General features: G+C 66.3%; 16 protein-coding genes. 6 read left to right on the forward strand and 10 right to left on the reverse strand.

All coding sequences use genetic code 11. The annotated features are described in order from the left end of the window. Positions 1-6 precede the first annotated feature (6 nt). From serA to CH273_RS21085, 4 genes are all read right to left on the reverse strand, one after another. Positions 7-1,602 carry a phosphoglycerate dehydrogenase gene (serA, locus tag CH273_RS21070; protein ID WP_032397759.1) on the reverse strand — a complete coding sequence of 532 codons (1,596 nt, stop codon included), beginning with the start codon at positions 1,600-1,602 and terminating at the stop codon, positions 7-9. A 185-nt stretch (positions 1,603-1,787) separates the two neighbouring features. Then, the gene (gene ilvC / locus CH273_RS21075) at positions 1,788-2,789 is read right to left on the reverse strand and encodes a ketol-acid reductoisomerase (protein ID WP_170944858.1); all 1,002 of its coding nucleotides are present in this window, start codon (positions 2,787-2,789) and stop codon (positions 1,788-1,790) included. Between the two features lie 60 nt (positions 2,790-2,849). Then, on the reverse strand, positions 2,850-3,353 hold the full coding sequence (ilvN, locus tag CH273_RS21080; RefSeq protein ID WP_032397758.1) for an acetolactate synthase small subunit: 504 nt from the start codon (positions 3,351-3,353) through the stop codon (positions 2,850-2,852). Then, positions 3,350-5,293, reverse strand: a complete 1,944-nt coding sequence (locus tag CH273_RS21085) for an acetolactate synthase large subunit (protein ID WP_032397757.1) — start codon at positions 5,291-5,293, stop codon at positions 3,350-3,352. The genes ilvN and CH273_RS21085 overlap by 4 nt, the downstream gene beginning before the upstream one ends. A gap of 257 nt (positions 5,294-5,550) precedes the next feature. Here CH273_RS21085 and CH273_RS21090 point away from each other — a divergent pair, with 257 nt between their 5' ends. Together CH273_RS21090 and ilvD are read left to right on the forward strand one after the other, a co-directional pair. After that, on the forward strand, positions 5,551-6,099 hold the full coding sequence (locus CH273_RS21090) for a PH domain-containing protein (RefSeq protein ID WP_179275527.1): 549 nt from the start codon (positions 5,551-5,553) through the stop codon (positions 6,097-6,099). A gap of 60 nt (positions 6,100-6,159) precedes the next feature. Next, positions 6,160-8,001 (forward strand): dihydroxy-acid dehydratase, encoded by a 1,842-nt coding sequence (gene ilvD, locus CH273_RS21095; protein WP_032397755.1) that lies wholly within the window; start codon positions 6,160-6,162, stop codon positions 7,999-8,001. Positions 8,002-8,076: 75 nt separating this feature from the next. On the opposite strand, the gene CH273_RS21100 is transcribed toward ilvD, so the two are convergent. Beyond that, the gene (locus CH273_RS21100) at positions 8,077-9,051 is read right to left on the reverse strand and encodes a DoxX family protein (RefSeq protein ID WP_032397754.1); all 975 of its coding nucleotides are present in this window, start codon (positions 9,049-9,051) and stop codon (positions 8,077-8,079) included. Positions 9,052-9,144: 93 nt separating this feature from the next. Here CH273_RS21100 and CH273_RS21105 point away from each other — a divergent pair, with 93 nt between their 5' ends. Next, positions 9,145-10,293: a PQQ-dependent sugar dehydrogenase gene (locus CH273_RS21105; protein ID WP_032397753.1), complete on the forward strand. Its 1,149-nt coding sequence runs from the start codon at positions 9,145-9,147 to the stop codon at positions 10,291-10,293. 60 nt (positions 10,294-10,353) lie between these two features. On the opposite strand, the gene gatB is transcribed toward CH273_RS21105, so the two are convergent. Next, a complete protein-coding gene (gene gatB, locus CH273_RS21110; RefSeq protein WP_032397752.1) occupies positions 10,354-11,865 on the reverse strand; it encodes an Asp-tRNA(Asn)/Glu-tRNA(Gln) amidotransferase subunit GatB in 1,512 nt (503 codons plus the stop codon). Between the two features lie 163 nt (positions 11,866-12,028). On the opposite strand from gatB, the gene CH273_RS21115 reads away from it, so the two are divergent. After that, on the forward strand, positions 12,029-12,493 hold the full coding sequence (locus CH273_RS21115) for an acyl-CoA thioesterase (RefSeq protein ID WP_176459328.1): 465 nt from the start codon (positions 12,029-12,031) through the stop codon (positions 12,491-12,493). Positions 12,494-12,512: 19 nt separating this feature from the next. On the opposite strand, the gene CH273_RS21120 is transcribed toward CH273_RS21115, so the two are convergent. From CH273_RS21120 to CH273_RS21130, 3 genes are all read right to left on the reverse strand, one after another. Next, a complete protein-coding gene (locus CH273_RS21120; protein WP_032397750.1) occupies positions 12,513-13,544 on the reverse strand; it encodes an ATP-dependent 6-phosphofructokinase in 1,032 nt (343 codons plus the stop codon). Between the two features lie 101 nt (positions 13,545-13,645). Further along, complete coding sequence (locus CH273_RS21125; protein WP_032397749.1) at positions 13,646-14,308, reverse strand: response regulator; 663 nt, start codon at positions 14,306-14,308, stop codon at positions 13,646-13,648. Between the two features lie 10 nt (positions 14,309-14,318). Continuing rightward, a complete protein-coding gene (locus CH273_RS21130; protein ID WP_032397748.1) occupies positions 14,319-15,506 on the reverse strand; it encodes a sensor histidine kinase in 1,188 nt (395 codons plus the stop codon). 218 nt (positions 15,507-15,724) lie between these two features. Here CH273_RS21130 and CH273_RS21135 point away from each other — a divergent pair, with 218 nt between their 5' ends. Both CH273_RS21135 and CH273_RS21140 read left to right on the forward strand, forming a co-directional pair. Further along, complete coding sequence (locus CH273_RS21135) at positions 15,725-16,381, forward strand: hypothetical protein (protein ID WP_143546255.1); 657 nt, start codon at positions 15,725-15,727, stop codon at positions 16,379-16,381. Next, positions 16,378-17,769 (forward strand): alpha/beta-hydrolase family protein, encoded by a 1,392-nt coding sequence (locus CH273_RS21140; protein WP_052050284.1) that lies wholly within the window; start codon positions 16,378-16,380, stop codon positions 17,767-17,769. The genes CH273_RS21135 and CH273_RS21140 overlap by 4 nt, the downstream gene beginning before the upstream one ends. Before the next feature lie 17 nt (positions 17,770-17,786). On the opposite strand, the gene CH273_RS21145 is transcribed toward CH273_RS21140, so the two are convergent. Continuing rightward, a complete protein-coding gene (locus CH273_RS21145) occupies positions 17,787-18,869 on the reverse strand; it encodes an alpha/beta hydrolase (RefSeq protein WP_052050281.1) in 1,083 nt (360 codons plus the stop codon). Positions 18,870-18,872: the final 3 nt, after the last annotated feature.

Below are 18,872 nucleotides of genomic sequence, written 5' to 3' on the forward strand. Positions count from 1 at the left end.
CGATGCTCAGGACAGGTCGACCAGTTCGATGGTGGACGCGCCGACCGCGGTGGCAATGCTTGCGCTCAACTCCTCCGACACGTCCTTGTCGACGCGCAGCAGAATCGTTGCGCCGTCGCCCTCGGAGTCCTGGCTCAGTGCGGCGGCCTGGATGTCGATGCCGGCATCGCCGAGCAGGGTGCCGATCCGGCCGAGGCTGCCGGGCTGATCCGCGTAGTTGACGATGAGGTTCTTGCCCTCGGCACGGAGGTCGAAGTTGCGGCCGTTGATGTTGACGATCTTCTCGACCTGCGTGGTGCCGGTCAGAGTGCCCGCGACGTTGAGCACCGAGCCGTCGCCGTAGACGGCGCGGATGTCGACCACACTGCGGTGGTTCTCGCTCTCGGACGCGGTGGTGACCTCGGCGGTGACGCCACGCTCCTCGGCGAGCGACGGGGCGTTGACGAACGTGACCGAGTCCTCGATGACGGCGGAGAACAGACCGCGCAGCGCCGAGAGCTTGAGGATCTCGACGTCCTCGGCGGCGAGTTCGCCGCGGACGTCGACCGACAGCGACGTGGGAAGTTCGGTGGACAGAGCGCCGAGCAGCACACCCTGCTTACGCACGATCTCGAGCCACGGCGACACCTCCTCGCCCACGGCACCACCCTTGACGTTGACGGCGTCGGGCACGAATTCGCCTGCGAGAGCGAGCAGAACCGACTTGGCGACATCGGTGCCCGCCCGGTCCTGTGCCTCGGTCGTCGACGCGCCGAGGTGGGGGGTGACCACGACCTGCGGCAGCTCGAACAGGGGGCTGTCGGTGCACGGCTCGGAGGCGTAGACGTCGATTCCGGCGGCGAACACGTGGCCACTGGTGATGGCGTCGGCCAGGGCCTGCTCGTCGACCAGTCCACCGCGAGCGGCGTTGACGACGATGACACCGGGCTTGGTCTTGGCCAGGGCTTCCTTGCCGATGATGCCCTTGGTCTCCGGGGTCTTCGGGAGGTGAACCGAGAACATGTCGGCGCGCTCGAGCAGCTCGTCCAGGCTCACCAGTTCGATGCCGAGCTGGGCGGCACGCGCAGCCGAGACGTAGGGGTCGTAGGCGATGATGTGGGTCTCGAACGCAGCGAGACGCTGCGCGAACAGCTGACCGATGCGGCCGAGTCCGACGACACCGACGGTCTTGCCGAAGATCTCGACACCGTTGAACTTGCTGCGCTTCCACTCGTGCTGACGCAGAGTGGCGTCGGCAGCGGGGATCTGGCGCGCGGCCGACAGCAGCAGTGTCACCGCATGCTCGGCGGCGGTGTGAATGTTCGACGTCGGGGCGTTGACGACGAGGACACCGCGCTCGGTGGCTGCGGGTACGTCGACGTTGTCCAGGCCGACGCCGGCGCGGGCGACGATCTTGAGATTGGTTCCGGCGGCGAGAACCTCTGCGTCGACCGTGGTCGCGGAACGCACCAGGATCGCGTCGGCCTCGGGGACCGCGGCCAGCAGCGCGGGGCGATCCGGGCCGTCGACCCAACGGACCTCGACGCCGTCGCCCAATGCCTCGACGGTGGACGGCGCAAGTTTGTCGGCGATCAGAACGACAGGACGGCCTGGCTGGCTCACGTGAAGAACTCCCTATGTCGGTTCGAGACTGTTGTCGGTGAAAAGTCGGAGCTGGTGCAGCAGAAACAGTTTAGAGGCCGGAGACGTCGAACTGTGACGCCACCTGCCTCACGCATCGAAGGGCACCCCTACGGATGCAGGGGTGCCCTTCGATCAGCATGCGTGAGAACGTGATTCGATGAGAATCAGGCCGTTTCGGTGATCGGGCGATCGACCCAGCTCATCAGGTCGCGCAGCTTCTTGCCGGTGACCTCGATGGGGTGCTCGGCGTTGGCCTTGCGCAGGCCTTCGAGCTCGGTGTTGCCGTTCTCGACGTTGGCGACGAGGCGACGGGTGAACTCACCCGACTGGATGTCGGCCAGGATCGCCTTCATGCGCTCCTTGGTGCCTGCGTCGATCACGCGCGGTCCCGAGAGGTAGCCACCGAACTCCGCGGTGTCGGACACCGAGTAGTTCATCCGAGCGATGCCGCCCTCGTACATGAGGTCGACGATGAGCTTGAGCTCGTGCAGCACCTCGAAGTACGCCATCTCGGGCGCGTATCCGGCCTCGACCATGACCTCGAAGCCCGTCTTGACGAGCTCCTCGGTGCCGCCGCACAGCACGGCCTGCTCGCCGAAGAGGTCGGTCTCGGTCTCTTCCTTGAACGTGGTCTTGATGACGCCTGCGCGCGTTCCGCCGATGCCCTTGGCCCAGGAGAGGGCCAGCGCCTGACCTTCGCCCTTGGGGTCCTGGTCGATGGCGATGAGCGCGGGAACGCCCTTGCCGTCGACGAACTGGCGACGCACGAGGTGGCCGGGGCCCTTGGGTGCGACCATGCCGACGGTGACGAACTCCGGTGCCTTGATCAGGTCGAAGTGGATGTTGAGTCCGTGCCCGAAGAACAGCGCGTCGCCGTCCTTCAGGTTGGGCTCGATCTCCTCGGAGAAGATCTTGGCCTGCGCGGTGTCGGGTGCGAGCACCATGATCACGTCGGCCCATTCGGACACCTCGGCGGGAGTGCCGACCTTCAGGCCCTGCTCCTCCGCCTTGGCGCGGGACTTCGAGCCCGCAGCCAGGCCGATGCGCACATCGACACCGGAGTCGCGCAGGCTCAGCGAGTGCGCGTGGCCCTGGCTTCCGTAACCGATCACAGCGACCTTGCGGCCCTGGATGATCGACAGATCAGCATCGTCGTCGTAGAACATCTCGACTGCCACTGTTTGTAACCTTTCCTCTTCGATTTCGCTGAAAATCACGTCCGTCGCTCAGCGCGACGCTGTGATCGATTTCGGTCCACGTCCGACGGCAACGACTCCCGACTGAACTATTTCTCGAATTCCATAGGGGTCCAACATCTTCAGCAACGCATCGAGCTTCGAGCGGGTGCCCGTCGCCTCGACCGTCACGGCCTCGGGAGATACGTCGATCACCTTGGCGCGGAACAGGTTCACCGTTTCGATGACCTCACTGCGCACACTGGCGTCGGCGCGGACCTTGATCAGCACCAACTCGCGAGCCACCGAGGAGTCGTCGTCCTGCTCGACGATCTTGATGACGTTGATGAGCTTGTTGAGCTGCTTGGTCACCTGCTCGAGCGGGAATTCGTCGACGGTGACCACGATCGTCATCCGCGAGATCTCGGGAATCTCGGTACCGCCGACGGCAAGCGAGGAGATGTTGAAACCACGGCGCGAGAACAACGCGGCGACGCGGGCCAGCACACCTGGCTTGTCCTCGACGAGGACGCTGAGGGTATGGCTCGTGCTCACTTGTCGGTGCCTTTCACGTCGTCGATCTGCGGGTGTGGGGCCTGCTCGCGCTCCATGGCCTCGTCGAGGCCGGGCTCGCTTCCCACGGTCTCGTCCTCGTCGAACAGCGGACGGATTCCGCGCGCGGCCATGATCTCGTCGTTGCCGGTACCGGCAGCGACCATCGGCCACACCTGTGCGTCGGCTCCCACGATGAAGTCGATGACGACCGGACGATCGTTGATCGCTCGTGCCTGAGCGATCACCGCGTCGACGTCCTCTTCCCGCTCGCACCGCAGCCCGACGCAACCGAGCGCCTCGGCGAGCTTCACGAAATCGGGGATGCGAACGGCACCGTGGGTACCGAGATTGGTGTTGGAGTAGCGCTCCTCGTAGAACAGGGTCTGCCACTGGCGAACCATGCCGAGGTTGCCGTTGTTGATGAGTGCGACCTTGATCGGTATGCCCTCGACCGCGCAGGTCGCGAGTTCCTGATTGGTCATCTGGAAGCATCCGTCGCCGTCGATGGCCCACACCTCGGCGTCGGGGAGGCCCCTCTTGGCACCCATTGCGGCCGGAACCGCGTACCCCATCGTGCCGAGGCCGCCCGAGTTGAGCCACGTACGCGGCTTCTCGTAGTTGATGAACTGTGCAGCCCACATCTGGTGCTGACCGACGCCGGCGCAGTAGATCGCGTCGGGGCCGGCGAACTTGCCGACCGAGCTGATGACGAACTCCGGTGACATCGATCCGTCGGACGGGCGGTCGTAACTCAGCGGGTAGGTCTTCCGGATGCCGTTCAGGTAGACCCACCACTGCTCGAGATCGAGCGTGGTTCCGGTCGCACGGTCCGCCCGCAGGGCCTCGATGAGCTCGGTGATGACCTCACGGCAGTCGCCGACGATCGGCACGTCGGCGTAGCGGTTCTTGCCGATCTCGGCCGGATCGATGTCGGCATGGATGACCTTGGCATCCGGCGCGAAGGACGAGAGCTGGCCGGTGACTCGGTCGTCGAACCGGGCACCGAGCGTGATCAGCAGATCGCTCCGCTGCAATGCGGCCACCGCGGCGACGGTGCCGTGCATACCCGGCATGCCGAGGTTCAGATTGTGCGAGTCGGGGAACGCGCCGCGGGCCATCAGAGTGGTCACGACAGGAATTCCGGTCAGTTCGGCCAGCTCGAGCAGCTCCGCCGAGGCGTCGGCCTTGATGACGCCGCCACCGACGTAGAGCACCGGCTGCTTGGCGTCGGCGATGTAGCGGGCCGCTTCGCGGACCTGCTTGCCGTGCGGCTTGGTGACCGGACGGTAGCCGGGCAGACGCATCTCCGGCGGCCACGAGAACGTGGTCTGCGCCTGCAGGACGTCCTTGGGGATGTCGACGAGCACCGCACCGGGACGGCCCGAGGCGGCGATGTAGAACGCCTCGGCCATGATGCGCGGGATGTCGGCACCGTCGGTGATGAGGAAGTTGTGCTTGGTGATCGGCATCGTGATACCCGAGATGTCGGCTTCCTGGAAGCCGTCGGTCCCGATGAGACTACGGGCGACCTGGCCGGTGATCGCGACGACGGGAACCGAATCCATCTGAGCGTCGGCGAGTGGGGTGACGAGGTTGGTCGCGCCGGGACCGGATGTTGCCATGCAGACGCCGACCTTGCCGGTCGCCTGGGCGTAGCCGGTCGCGGCGTGGCCTGCACCCTGCTCGTGGCGCACCAGAATGTGGCGCACCTTCACCGAGTCGAAGAGCGGGTCGTAGACCGGGAGAACCGCGCCACCGGGAATGCCGAATACGGTGTCGACGTCGAGTTCTTCGAGGGCCCGAACGACCGACTGTGCGCCGGTGACCTTCTCCGGTGCGACGTGGCGTCGCGATCCGTTGGTCACTGCGTCTGCGGACGGGCTGGCGGCTGTCCCCGACTTACGGGTCGTGGGCCCTGGGCGTGCGGTTGGTGCGCTCACTGATTGCTTCCTCAGGAATGTGAAATTGCTGGGCGATCTCTGGGCAAGAAAAAACCCCCGTCAGCGTGAGCTGTACGAGGGTGGCGCGTCGATGCGAGTTTGAACAACCGGCTCAGGCGTTGACGCGCCGGCCGATTACGAGTATCCAATTCCGCTTCACGCGCTCGACGGTAGGCGCGCGCACAGGGAAGAGTCAAACTCGTCACGACGCAATCCCATTATGTGAGATCGCGTAGATGCAATGCGAAGATGAATGGGTGTCGTCTTCGCAGCAGTCCGAACCACCTCGGCCATCATCCCACACCGCACCCGAGTCACCGAACGGTGCCGAGGGACCGCAACCACCGACAGCGCAGGTCATTCGAGTCCCGCGCCTCGCGCTCCTCGGCGTAGGCCTCTTGCTCTTCGGCACCGGACTGACCGCCGCCAGCTGGCCCCTGGCCATGGGCTGGCTGCTCATCCTGCCCATCGTCGCCGGCATCTGGGTGTTTCGGGTGCGCACGGTCGTCTCTCCCGAGGCGATCACGGCTCGACGGTTCGTGGGTTCGGATGTGATCACGTGGGACTCGGTGGTGGGTCTGCACTTCCCGGACCGTCGATGGGCGCGTGTGGTCCTGACCGACAAGAGCGAGAAGTCCCTACCGCTGGTGCGATTCGACCTACTCCCCCAGCTCGCCGCGGCCAGCGGCGGCCGTATCACCGACCCCTACGCCGCGGCCGCCGCTGCTGCCGCCGCGGAGGATCGGGACCGTGAGGAAGCCGACGACACCGAGGGCGACGGCGAACAGGCACCGAAGGACCGGTAGTCGGCGGCGAGTAATCTCCTCGGTGCGAGAAACCGCTGCAACGAACGAGGACAACGCACTATGCCGCCGCTACGCTCACGGGTCACCACTGTCGGACGCAACGCCGCGGGCGCACGCTCGCTGTGGCGCGCCACCGGAATGACCGATTCGGACTTCGGAAAACCCATCGTCGCCATCGCGAACTCGTACACCCAGTTCGTCCCCGGCCACGTGCATCTGAAGAACGTGGGCGAGATCGTCGCCGACGCCGTACGAGCTGCAGGCGGCGTACCCCGGGAGTTCCACACCATCGCCGTCGACGACGGAATCGCCATGGGTCACGGCGGCATGTTGTACTCGCTGCCCAGCCGCGAGATCATCGCCGACTCCGTCGAGTACATGGCCAACGCCCACACGGCCGACGCCTTGGTGTGCATCTCGAACTGCGACAAGATCACTCCCGGCATGCTCAATGCCGCGATGCGCCTGAACATCCCTGCCGTCTTCGTCTCCGGTGGACCGATGGAGGCAGGCAAGGCGGTGGTCGTCGACGGCGTCGCGCAGGCACCGACCGACCTGATCACCGCGATCTCCGCCAGCGCCAACGACGCCGTGTCCGAGGCGGGCCTCGACGAGGTCGAGCGCAGCGCGTGCCCCACGTGTGGGTCGTGCTCGGGCATGTTCACGGCCAACTCGATGAACTGCCTCACCGAGGCGCTCGGTCTCGCCTTGCCCGGCAACGGCTCCACGCTGGCCACTCACGCGGCCCGCCGCGCGCTGTTCACACGTGCCGGCACCACCATCGTCGAGGCAGCGCTGAAGTACTACCGCGACGAGGACGAATCGGTCCTCCCCCGCAACATCGCCACTCCGGCCGCGTTCCGCAACGCCATGGCTCTCGACGTCGCGATGGGCGGATCCACCAATACGGTGCTGCACACCCTCGCTGCCGCGCAGGAAGGCGAGGTCGACTTCGATCTGGACTCCATCGACGCCATCAGCCGCAAGGTCCCGTGCCTGTCGAAGGTCTCCCCCAATTCCGACTACCACATGGAAGACGTGCACCGCGCCGGCGGAATCCCGGCCCTGCTCGGCGAATTGCGACGCGCGAACCTGCTCGAAACCGATGTCTCGACCGTGCACACGAAGAGCTTCGAGGAATGGCTCGACACCTGGGACATTCGATCCGGCAAGGCCTCCGCCGAGGCCGTCGAGCTGTTCCACGCCGCCCCGGGCGGTGTCCGCACCGTCGAACCGTTCTCCACCGGCAACCGCTGGTCCTCGCTCGACACGGACGCCGCAGGTGGCTGCATCCGCGATCTCGAGCATGCCTACACGGTCGAGGGTGGCCTGGTGGTACTGCGCGGCAACATCGCCGTCGACGGTGCGATCCTCAAGACCGCAGGGATCGACGAGGACCTGTTCTCTTTCCAGGGTCCGGCACTGGTCGTCGAGTCGCAGGAAGAAGCGGTCTCGGCCATCCTGCAGAAGAAGATTCGGCCCGGTGACGTGCTGGTCGTCCGCTACGAGGGCCCCAAGGGCGGCCCGGGCATGCAGGAAATGCTGCACCCGACGGCCTTCCTCAAGGGGGCCGGACTGGGCAAGGTCTGCGCACTGATCACCGACGGCCGCTTCTCCGGCGGAACTTCGGGACTGTCCATCGGACACATTTCCCCCGAGGCCGCCGCCGGCGGTGTGATCGGGCTCGTCGAGAACGGCGACCAGGTTCGAATCGACGTGGCCACCCGTACCCTCGAGATCCTCGTCGACGACGAGACCCTCGAGACGCGACGCGCGAAGATGAACGCGTCCGAGCGGCCGTGGCAGCCGGTCGATCGCCAGCGCACGGTCACCACGGCTCTACGCGCCTACGCCGCCCTGGCGACATCGGCGGACAAGGGTGCCGTTCGCTACGTCCCCTGAGGGCGAAAACCACGTGAGCGGAACTTCGTAGCAGGCTACGAAGTTCCGCTCACGTGGTCGGGCGGCTGTCAGAGGTCAGCGAACGACGGGGTTGGCCCCGTTGAGGAAGATCCAGATGCACACGCCTGCGGCGATGCCGACGACGAGCGCCAGGAACGAACCGATCCGCGGCCGGGTGGCCCATCCACGTCGGCCGTCGAACGCGATGCGTCCCGGGCCGGTGAGAATGATCGCCGCTGCAGCGAAGCCGAGGACCGTCTCGTACTCGACACCGCCGCTACCCGAGAACTGCAATCCGGGCTCGACGGCCTGCTTGAAGCACCAGGCGTTGATGATCGTGGCCAGCACGGCCGCGCCCGCCAGTGGTGTCGCCAGACCCAGGATCAGCAGCGCTCCACCGAGGGTTTCGCCTGCCGCGGCCGCGATCGCGAGAATTTCGGGGTAGCGGAATCCCGAACTCTCCAACAGGTTCTGGAATCCGTCGAGGCCGGGGCCGTTCCACAGTCCGACGAGCTTCTGCAGTCCGTGACCGAGAAACACCGCTCCGATGGTGACACGGAGGACGAACAGACCGAGGTCGGTGCTGCCGCGGCGTGCGGGAACCTCGACGGTCTCGGTACGAACTTCGGGCTCCGGGGCAACGGCCGCCGCGGGCGCTGCCGCTGCGGTGGTCCCGAGGTACTCGGTGGAGCGATCGGAGTACGCACTCGACGTCGTGCTCTCCGAGGTCGACGGGCGATCGGACGTCGAATCGGCGAAGGCCGACGGTCGATACGTCTGCATCTTCTCCGTGGGCTGTGCGTCTGCCGAGCGTGCGTCGGACGACGACGAGTACGGAAAGTCGAGTTCGTCGTCGGTTCGCGGCAGTCGGTCCGAGCGCTGGGCACCGAACGCCGTGGTCGGCGGACCCGCGGCGTCGGTGCGATCGGACGCCGACGTCTCCGAGGTGGAGCGCGAGGGTGGAATCTTCTCCGTGGGATTGTCGTACGGGCTCTCGGCCGGTTCGTACGACTGATCCGGCCGGTTGGGGTCGCGCGGTGTATCGGTCACCTCCCCACAGTAGAGCCGAAGTGCGCTCCTCACCGACGTCGACGCTCACGGCCGCGTGGCGTGTCTCCCTCCACGTTCCGTAACGTTCGAAGCATGAAGCCGGTCGGAGCGTCGCCACGAACTGCAACCGCTGCCGTCGTCGCCCTGTCGATGACCGCAGCCCTGCTCGCCGGGTGCGCCCGTTTCGACGACTCGAACGCCTCTCCGTTCACTCCTGCGCCGGAGGTGGGCGCGGCCGAGCTGGAGCCGACGACTCCCAGCGACACGCCGCCGCCGTCCGATCCGAACGCGCCGCCGCCGCCGTCCGGTCCGTGTGTCGACCCGGATTCGGCGGTGATCGCGACATGTCTGGACACCACGGGCGGTCTCGTCGCGCTCCCCGACGGACAGTCGGCACTGGTCGCCGAGCGTCGCACCGGTCGCATCATGGAGGTCGCTGCCGGCCGCACGCCGGTCGAGGTGGCTCGAATCGATGTCGACGGCACCGGCGACGGCGGCCTACTCGACATCGCGCTGTCTCCGACGTACATCGAGGACGGGTTGCTCTACGCCCTCATCACCACATCCGCGGACACCAGAGTGGTCAGACTCGCTCAGGGCGATGTACCCAAGGACATCCTGACCGGCATCCCCCGCGGCGCGACGGGCAATCGCGGAGCCATCGACTTCTACACACCGAACGAACTACTGGTACTCACCGGCGACAACGGCGATCCGGCCGCGGCCGCGAGCCCGAACTCCCTGTCCGGCAAGCTGTTACGGGTGACGTCGCTGTCCCCGACGACAAACCCCCCACGCCCGCAGATCGCACTCAGCGGCATCGGCACAGCGGGCGACGTCTGCACCGACGGCACCGGAAACATCTACGTCACCGACCGCACCGCGCTGGAGGATCGCCTGCAGCGCATCGACACTCTCGGTGCAGTGTTCAACCCGGTATGGACGTGGCCGGACCGTCCCGGTGTTGCCGGATGCGCAGCGGGCGCAGGTGGGGTGGCCGTGGCCCTCACGACGGCCAAAGCTGTTGCAGCACTGACCACGGACCCGAACACCGGAGCTGTCTCGGCCGAACCGACACTGCTGATCCAGGACGAATACGGCCAGTTGAACGGCGCGACGAGCTCGGCCGATGGACAGATCCTGGTGGGCACCGTCAACAAGAACGGACCGACCGTCGGACCCACCGACGACCGCGTCGTCAAGGTGCCGTTCCCCGGCGGCGGCGGAGGCGGCTTCGACTGAACGACGAACGACTGCGGCCGAACGCGATACGCGCTCGGCCGCAGTCGTTCTCGGTCGTGATCAGGGCTGACCGCAGGCCTCGAGTACCAGTTCCTTGACGCGGGCGGCATCGGCCTGGCCGCGCGTCGCCTTCATCACCGCACCGACGATCGCCCCGGCGGCCTGAACCTTGCCGCTGCGGATCTTCTCGACCACACCGGGATTCGCTGCGAGCGCCTCGTCCACGGCGGCCTGCAACTTGGTGTCGTCCTTCTCCAGTACGAGATTGCGCGCCGCCATGACCTGCGCAGGCTCACCCTCGCCCGCCAGCACCCCGTCCACCACCTGACGGGCACCGTTGTTGTTGAGCTTGCCGTCGGCGACCAGCGCAGCCACCTCGGCAACCTGAGCCGGGGTGATGGACAGATCGGTCAGTCCGACGCCGGCGATGTTGGCCTGCTGCGCCAGGTACGACACCCACCACGAGCGTGCCGCCTGCGCCGACGCACCCGCCTCGACCGTTGCCGAAACGAGCTCGAGTGCACCGGAATTCACCAGATCGCGCATCTCCTCGTCGGAGACACCCCACTCCTTCTGAATCCGACCACGGCGCAACCACGGCAGCTCGGGCAGCGTCGTCCGAAGCTCCTCGATCCAGGCCGCGTCGGGAGCGACGGGCGCAAGATCGGGCTCGGGAAAGTAGCGGTAGTCCTCGGCGGTCTCCTTCTTGCGGCCTGCGGTGGTGGTGCCGTCCGACTCCTGGAAGTGCCGAGTCTCCTGCGTCACCTCCCCACCCGATTCGAGAACTGCCGCCTGACGCCGCATCTCGTACCGAACGGCAACCTCGACGCTCTTGAGCGAGTTGACGTTCTTCGTCTCGGTGCGGGTGCCGAATTCGGTAGCCGTCTTCTCCATCAGAGACACATTGGCGTCGCAACGCAACGAGCCCTGATCCATCCGCACATCGGACACGTTCAGCGATTTCAACAGGTCACGGAGCGCGGTGACGTACGCACGTGCGACCTCGGGCGCACGCGCACCGGTCCCCGTGATGGTCTTGGTCACGATCTCCACCAACGGCACACCGGCACGGTTGTAATCGAGCAGCGAGTGCGACGCCCCCTCGATGCGCCCGGTAGCCCCGCCCACGTGCGTCGACTTACCGGTGTCCTCCTCCATGTGCGCGCGCTCGATCTCCACACGAAACGTGCTGCCGTCGTCGAGCAGCACATCGAGGTAACCCTCGGTCGCGATGGGCTCGTCGTACTGCGAGATCTGATAGTTCTTCGGCTGATCCGGGTAGAAGTAGTTCTTGCGAGCAAACCGCCCCCACGGGGTGATCGAGCAATTGAGAGCCAGCCCGATCCGAATCGCCGACTCCACGGCAGAAGCGTTCACCACCGGAAGCGCGCCGGGAAGGCTCAGGCACACCGGGCACACCTGGGTGTTCGGCTCCGCACCGAACTCGGTGGGGCAGCCGCAGAACATCTTGGTCGCCGTGCCCAACTCCACATGGACCTCCATGCCCAACACGGGGTCGAACTTGGCGAGCACATCGTCGTAATCGATCAAATCGACGGTTGCAGCAGTCATGCACGCAAGTTTATGTCCTACCCACCGCCAGCCGTTCCCGCAGGCTCCACTCCCGCCTCCATGGGTCGTTGTAGCAGGCTCCACTCCCGCCCACAACGCGCGAGTAACAACGAGTCCTCGTTACCGTGCACGGGTGACTCCCCCAGAGCGACAGACATTGTCCATGACCGTGCTGATGACACCCGACATGGCCAACTTCTCCGGCAATGTCCACGGCGGCACGATTCTGAAGTTCCTGGACCAAGTGGCGTACGCCTGCGCCAGTCGCTACGCGGGGGCCTACGTCGTCACCCTGTCGGTCGATCGCGTCGTGTTTCGCGAACCCATCCACGTCGGAGAACTGGTCACGTTCTCTGCGTCGGTCAACTACACCGGCCGCACCTCCATGGAGGTCGGCATCCGAGTGGAGACCGAGAACATCCAGTGCGGTGAATTACGCCACACCAACAGCTGCTACTTCACCATGGTTGCGATCGGCGACGACGGCAAGCCGAAGACACTGCCCCAGTTGACGCCGACCACCGAGGTCGGTGCGCAGCGTTTCGAGGCGGCGCGACGACGGCGCGAACTACGCCGCGAGACCGAGGAACGTGAGGCCGAGATCCAGGAAGCCTCAGGACGTATCTGACGGCCGACGCCCCGCCCGATCAGCCGAAGAACGCGGCGGCGTCGTCGTATCGAGTCTGGGGTACCCGCTTGAGTTGCTTGGTGGCCTCGGCCAGAGACACCAGGCCGATCTCGGTTCCACGCAACGAGACCATCTTGCCGAAGTCGCCCGAATGGGCCGCATCGGTCGCATTGACGCCGAATCGTGTTGCGAGAACGCGATCGTACGGCGTCGGTGTTCCACCGCGTTGGACGTGGCCGAGCACCGTGGTCCGTACTTCCTTGTTGATGCGGCGTTCGATCTCGACACCGAGTTGGTGGGCGACTCCGGTGAATCGAACGTGGCCGAACTCGTCGATACCGCCGTCGAGAAGCTTCATCGAGCCCTCCATCGGCTTGGCACCCTCGGCGACGACACAGATGAAATGCGAGTCTCCGCGCTGAAAACGCTTGCGCACCAACGTGCATACTTCTTCGACGTCGAACGGCTGCTCGGGGATCAGCGTCATGTGCGAACCGGACGCCAGACCGGCGTGCAGAGCGATCCACCCCGCGTGCCGACCCATCACCTCGACCAGCATCACGCGCTGGTGGGATTCGGCGGTGCTGTGCAGACGGTCGATCGCATCGGTGGCGATCGTCAGCGCCGTGTCGAAGCCGAATGTGACGTCGGTGCAGTCGATGTCGTTGTCGATCGTCTTGGGCACGCCGACCACGGGCACACCCTCCTCCGACAACCACGCGGCAGCGGTCAGGGTCCCTTCGCCGCCGATCGGGATCAACACGTCGATGCCGTTGTCCTCGAGAGTCTGCTTGACCCGATCGAGTCCGGCGCGCAACACATCCGGATTGGTGCGCGCGGTGCCGAGCATCGTGCCGCCCTTGGTGAGCAACCGGTCGTTACGGTCGTCGTTGCGCAGTTGCACCCGACGGTCTTCGAGAAGCCCGCGCCATCCGTCCTGGAAACCGACGACAGTGGAGCCGTACCGCGCGTCGGCGGTGCGTACGACTGCGCGAATCACCGCATTGAGCCCCGGGCAATCGCCGCCTCCGGTCAGAACTCCGATGCGCATCGATTTTCGCCTCTCTGCTCGCGGGTCCGTGAAGCGGACCCGGTGACGGACGTCAGCCTAATCGGGCGTTGGATGCTGCGCGCGTCGGTACCGTCCGGTCCTCACTTCGGCGTGACGACGCCGGTCTCGTAGGCCAGGACGACCGCCTGAGCGCGATCGCGCAGTCCGAGCTTCGCGAGGACCTTGCCGACGTGCGTTTTCACGGTCTGCTCGGCCAGGAACAGCGAACCCGCTATCTCGGAGTTGGACATACCGGTGGCGATCAGTTCGAGAACCTCGCGTTCCCGCGGAGTCAGATCGCTCAGACGCGCGGACGTGTGCCGCCGAGCTCCCCGCCGGGAGGTGACGTCGGCGATGAGCCGTCTCGTCACCGACGGCGCCAACAACGCCTCGCCTGCGGCGACGACCCGAACACCCCTGATCAACTCCTCGGCCGGAGCATCCTTGAGCAGAAAGCCACTCGCGCCGAGCGCCAGGGCCTCGTAGACGTAGTCGTCGATGTCGAACGTCGTCAGCATCAGAATGCGCACCGGCGACGGAAGTGACGCAGAGAGAATGGCGCGAGCGGCATCGAGGCCGTTCATCTCGGGCATCCGAACGTCCATCAGCACCACGTCGGGCAACAACCGGGCGACCTCGCCGACCGCGGTCCTACCGTTGTCGGCGTCTCCGACGACCGAGATGTCGGCCTGCGCACCGAGAAGGGCACCGAACCCCTGCCGCACCATTGCCTGGTCGTCGGCGATGAACACCGTTGTAGCCACGCGCAACAGCCTAGGCGAGATCGTGCCGAACAACCGGTGCCGTCGAGATCGGCATGCCGTTCGGAACGTGCACCGCGACCTCGAATCCTCCGTCGGGCAGATAAGTGGCGTGCAGCGTGCCGTGCGCCGCGCGCGCACGATCGCGCATACCTGTTATCCCGTGCCCACCGGTATCGGCTCCAGCAGTGCGTCGGACACTCGTGCTCGGCGACGCAGTGTTGATCACGGTCATGACGACCGTACTCGGCCCGACCGTGATGTCGACGGTCACCGCGGCCCCGGGGGCGTGCCGGGCAGCGTTGGACAGCGACTCCTGCAGAACTCGGTACAGCGCCAACCCTGTTGTGTCGGAGATCGATTCGATCCGGCCGGTGACAGTCCACCGCACGTCCATACCGGCCTTGCGGCTCGCGTGCAGGGTGCGTTCGAGGTCGAGTGCATTCGGTGCCGGTGCGTCCTGCCACTGCGCTCCGTCGCTGCGCAGCACGCCCAGCATTCCCCGAATCTCGTTGAGCGCTTCCCGGGCGGTGACGGCGATCGACTCGAATTCCTGTGCTGCGGAATCGGATACATCATCGAGTCGATACTGCGCGCTCTGCGCCTGGACGACGACCATCGACATGTGGTGCGCAACGACATCGTGCAGATCGCGGGCGATCTTGGCTTTCTCCTCGAGAACGGTGCGTCGGGTGCGCTCGAGCTCACTGACTTCCTCTTGCTGCGCGAGCTGCCTACGGAAGAGAACGAGCCAGCGGATCAACAGTCCGAACACCACGATCGCGGTCAGACCCACCGACCAGCCGACGCCGTCCGCGCCCGGCATGTAGGCGAAGAACACCAGCATGCTGGCCGGCCAAGCGACGAGCAGCACCGATATCGGCGAGCGAACCGCGACGGCGAACAACAACGCCAGAAGAACGAGTATGTGCACCACCTGCCACGGGTAGTCGTAGCCGGGTACACGGTCGAACGCTACCGGTATCACCAGAGCGAACAGAGCCGAGACGGCCCATCCCAGTGCGGGATTGACGCGGATCAACGCGAAAGGAAACGCGGCGAGTGCGCCGACGATGGGCAGTAGCGGACCCGAGACCTGATGGGTGACCGGCAGAGTCGGCCATGCAATCGAATACAGCGTTGCAGTGATCGCAACGATCAGCACGTCGATCGCGCGGAATCCACCGAGTCGGGTCGGCACTCGACGCCGAATCGCTCCGAGTTCGGCGTCGCCTGATCTGTTCCTTCGCACGCACCGAGCCTAGGGACTGTGAGCCGACGAGGTCGTCATACCTGGGTATCAGTTCTGTGCAGTATCCAGGTATCGGATTTCCCCTGGGGAACCACCGATGCACGTACGGCAGAACGAGACTTCGGTGCGATGACCGATGAATACGCCGCTCCCTAGCGTCGAAAGCCATGAACAGGAACACTTCTCGCGTCGTCATGTGCGCGGCGGCGGCGATCGCAGCGGTGACGGCAACGACCGGCGCGGCATCGACACCGCCTGCTGCCGAATCGACTTCGCCTGTCGCGGTCTCGGTACACGAACTGGTCACCGAGTCGGCGGACGTCGCCGCCCTGACCATCCCCGACGACTTCGGATCGGTGATGGGATACCGGCCTCGGGTGCAGGACGACATGGCAGAGAACCCACACGGCGATTGCTCGTCGCCCGTTCCGCTTCCGTCCGAGTTCGATTCCGCATGCAGGGCCCACGACCTGGGCTACGACCTGATTCGGTACGCCGCTGCCACAGGAACGACAGTGGATCCGCAGTGGCGCAGATCGTTCGATGCCCAGTTGGAGGGGCGTATGCACGCCGCCTGCACGGACCGGGCCGACGACGGGCCCCGTCAGGTCTGCGACGCCGCCGCATCGGTGGCTGCCACGGCCGTCGACCTCAACTCCTGGCGACAGTCCTTCGGCGCACCGGTGGCCGAGCCGGCATTGCCCTTCGTGTTCGGCGGCGCGGGGATCGTTCCGATTGCACTGTGGGGCATCGCGACCGGCCGACATGCGCGCCGACGCGTGCTGACCACCGAGCCGGTGTCCCGGACGATCGAGCCCGCATGATCGCGCCGATCGTCGCAGGCACCCGAGTTGCCGGTTCGGCTCACCCGACTGCCCCGGCCGAGACGGGTGTCCGATTCCCCCGAATCGGCACCTCGGTGGCCCTCACCGTTGCGGTGATGGTGTCCTCGGCTCCCTCGTTGCTCCCACGGCCGGCCGTCACCCAGGCCCTGTTCACCGGCACAGTGATGGCGACGGCACTCGCGGCCGCATGGTCGGCCCGGCGCGTGTTCGGCTCGTGCACGCCCGCTCGGCGGCGCCTGCAGGCCTGGTCGGCGGGTGTCGGGGCAGGGATATCCACCTGCTCTTTTGCAGCGAATATTCTCTGGCAGAACCGATTACGGATCTCTATGGACGTCGGGACGGTGGACTGGCGGTACGCAGCGGAGGTGTCCGCAGGGGCGATCTGTGTTGCGGTGGTTCTCTGCGGACTCGGCCGTGCGGCTGTCGGAATCGGCGGCGCACTCGGCCGTGGTCGATCGGTGATTGCGGTTGCCATCGTCGGTCTTGCGTCGTTCGTTGCCGCGCCTTCGGTCGGGTCGGCCGTATCGGACTCGTTCTCGGCCTCGAACTCCGTTGTGGACGACGCGGAGCCCGCTCCGAGCTCGAACACGAGATCAGGAGCTCCGGCCTCGCTCGTCCCGTGGCGCACGCTCGGCGCAGAGGGCCGGAAGTTCGTCTCCGGCGGTCTCGCTCCCGGCACCGTGCGCGCCTACGCGGGTCTGGATTCGGCCCCGACGCTCGATCGCAGGGTGGCGTTGGCCGTCGCGGACCTGGATCGAGCCGGGGGTTTCCAGCGCAGCGTCGTGGTCGTCGCGATACCGACCGGATCGGGGTGGGTGGACGAGAACGCCGTCACCGGTGCCGAGAGCAGATTCGGTGGTGACGTCGCCACAGTGGCGGTGCAGTACTCGAGCGCGCCCAGTTGGGCGACATTCCTGTTCGCCGAGGACGACGCGCGTAGTTCCGCGGACGCGGTGGTTCGCGCTGTGGCGACGCGCGCGGCATCGGAACCGACACCGCCCGACATCATCGTGTACGGCCAGAGTCTGGGCGCGGTGGCGGGAAGCGACGTGTTCCTCTCGATCGGACGGAGCGATCCGGGTATCTGCGGTGCCGTGTGGGCGGGTCCGCCCGCCGGGGCCGTGAACACCGACGGCGCAACGGTGGTGGCCAATTCCTCGGACCCCGTCGTCCGGTGGTCGACCGACCTGCTGTGGTCACCGCCGAACACGTCGAGCACCCGACTCGACGCGCCCACACCGATGTGGCTGCCCGGCGTGAGCTTCCTCCAGACGTCCGTCGATCTTGCGGCCGCACTCGACGTCGGAGCCGGTCACGGCCATCGGTACGGAACCGACCAGGGTACGAGCATGCAACGGTGTCGGTGACGACCACGCCGGGCGATTCAGTCGACAAGCCCCAATCGCCTACCGAGCCAGTCCATTTCCTGCTCCAGCGCGGGAGCCCACACCTGCATCGAGTGCCCGCCGGGCAGCTCGCTGTAGTGCACCTCGAGACCCGCAGCCTCTGCAGCCTTGAAGGTTCGCTCGGTCTGCGGCCGAAATTCCTCGTCGTCGGCACCTACCACGAATGCACCGGCCGAATCGGGAAATCTGTTGCGCGAGAGTATGTTCAGTGGCGTCGATCGCTCGAAACGCGCCTCGTTCGCCGGGGTGTCCGTGCCGTATGCCGCCGCAACGGATTCGCTTCTCGTCCCGCGCCGTTGCTCGTCCTCGCCGGAGATGTCGAGAAAGGTGGGGTACACCGACGGTGCAGTCACCGCCAGCTGCAGCGCGCACGTTCCGCCGTAGGAATAGCCGCCCACCGCCCACGCCCTCGGATCCGAGGACACCCGGAAGTTCGACCGAACCCACTGCGGCACATCGACGGACAGGTACGTCGCGGCATTCCCGAGGTCTGAATCCATGCACATCGGATTCGCCTCGGTGTCGCCGAGGCCGTCGGCCACCACGACGATCGGGGCCGCGCCGTCGTGACGTGCCGCGAAGGCGTCCATCGTCTGGGCCAGACGACCACCCTCGATCCAGTCGACGACATGGCCGGGTTGGCCGGTGAGCAGCACCAGCACCGGTAAATCGCTCGCTCCTGCGTCGTACGACGCCGGAACGTAGACGGTCGCGGGTCGCGCGTCGAAGTGCGACACCGTGCCGGGCACGTCCATGTCGATCAACCTGCCGGTGCCCTCGATCGGGACGGCCGGTCGGTGGCCGAGCGCCACGGCCACCGTCGGGTACCGAGTGACGGTCAGATTGGTGAGCACCGTCGCCGCCACCACAAGCGATCCCACGAGACCCAGAGCACTCAGCGGGCCGAACACCGTTCCCAGCGTTCGGCCTCGCCGTGTCCTTCGGACTACCGCGAACACGAGGACGGTCGTCAGGACCGCCGTCGCAGTCAGTGCGACCGCGGGCACTGCACCGGACAGCAGTGGCTGATGAGCCAGATCGGCAGCCCACCGATGCAGCACCTC

Source organism: Rhodococcus sp. 05-339-2 (assembly GCF_002258965.1).
Lineage (GTDB): Bacteria > Actinomycetota > Actinomycetes > Mycobacteriales > Mycobacteriaceae > Rhodococcoides.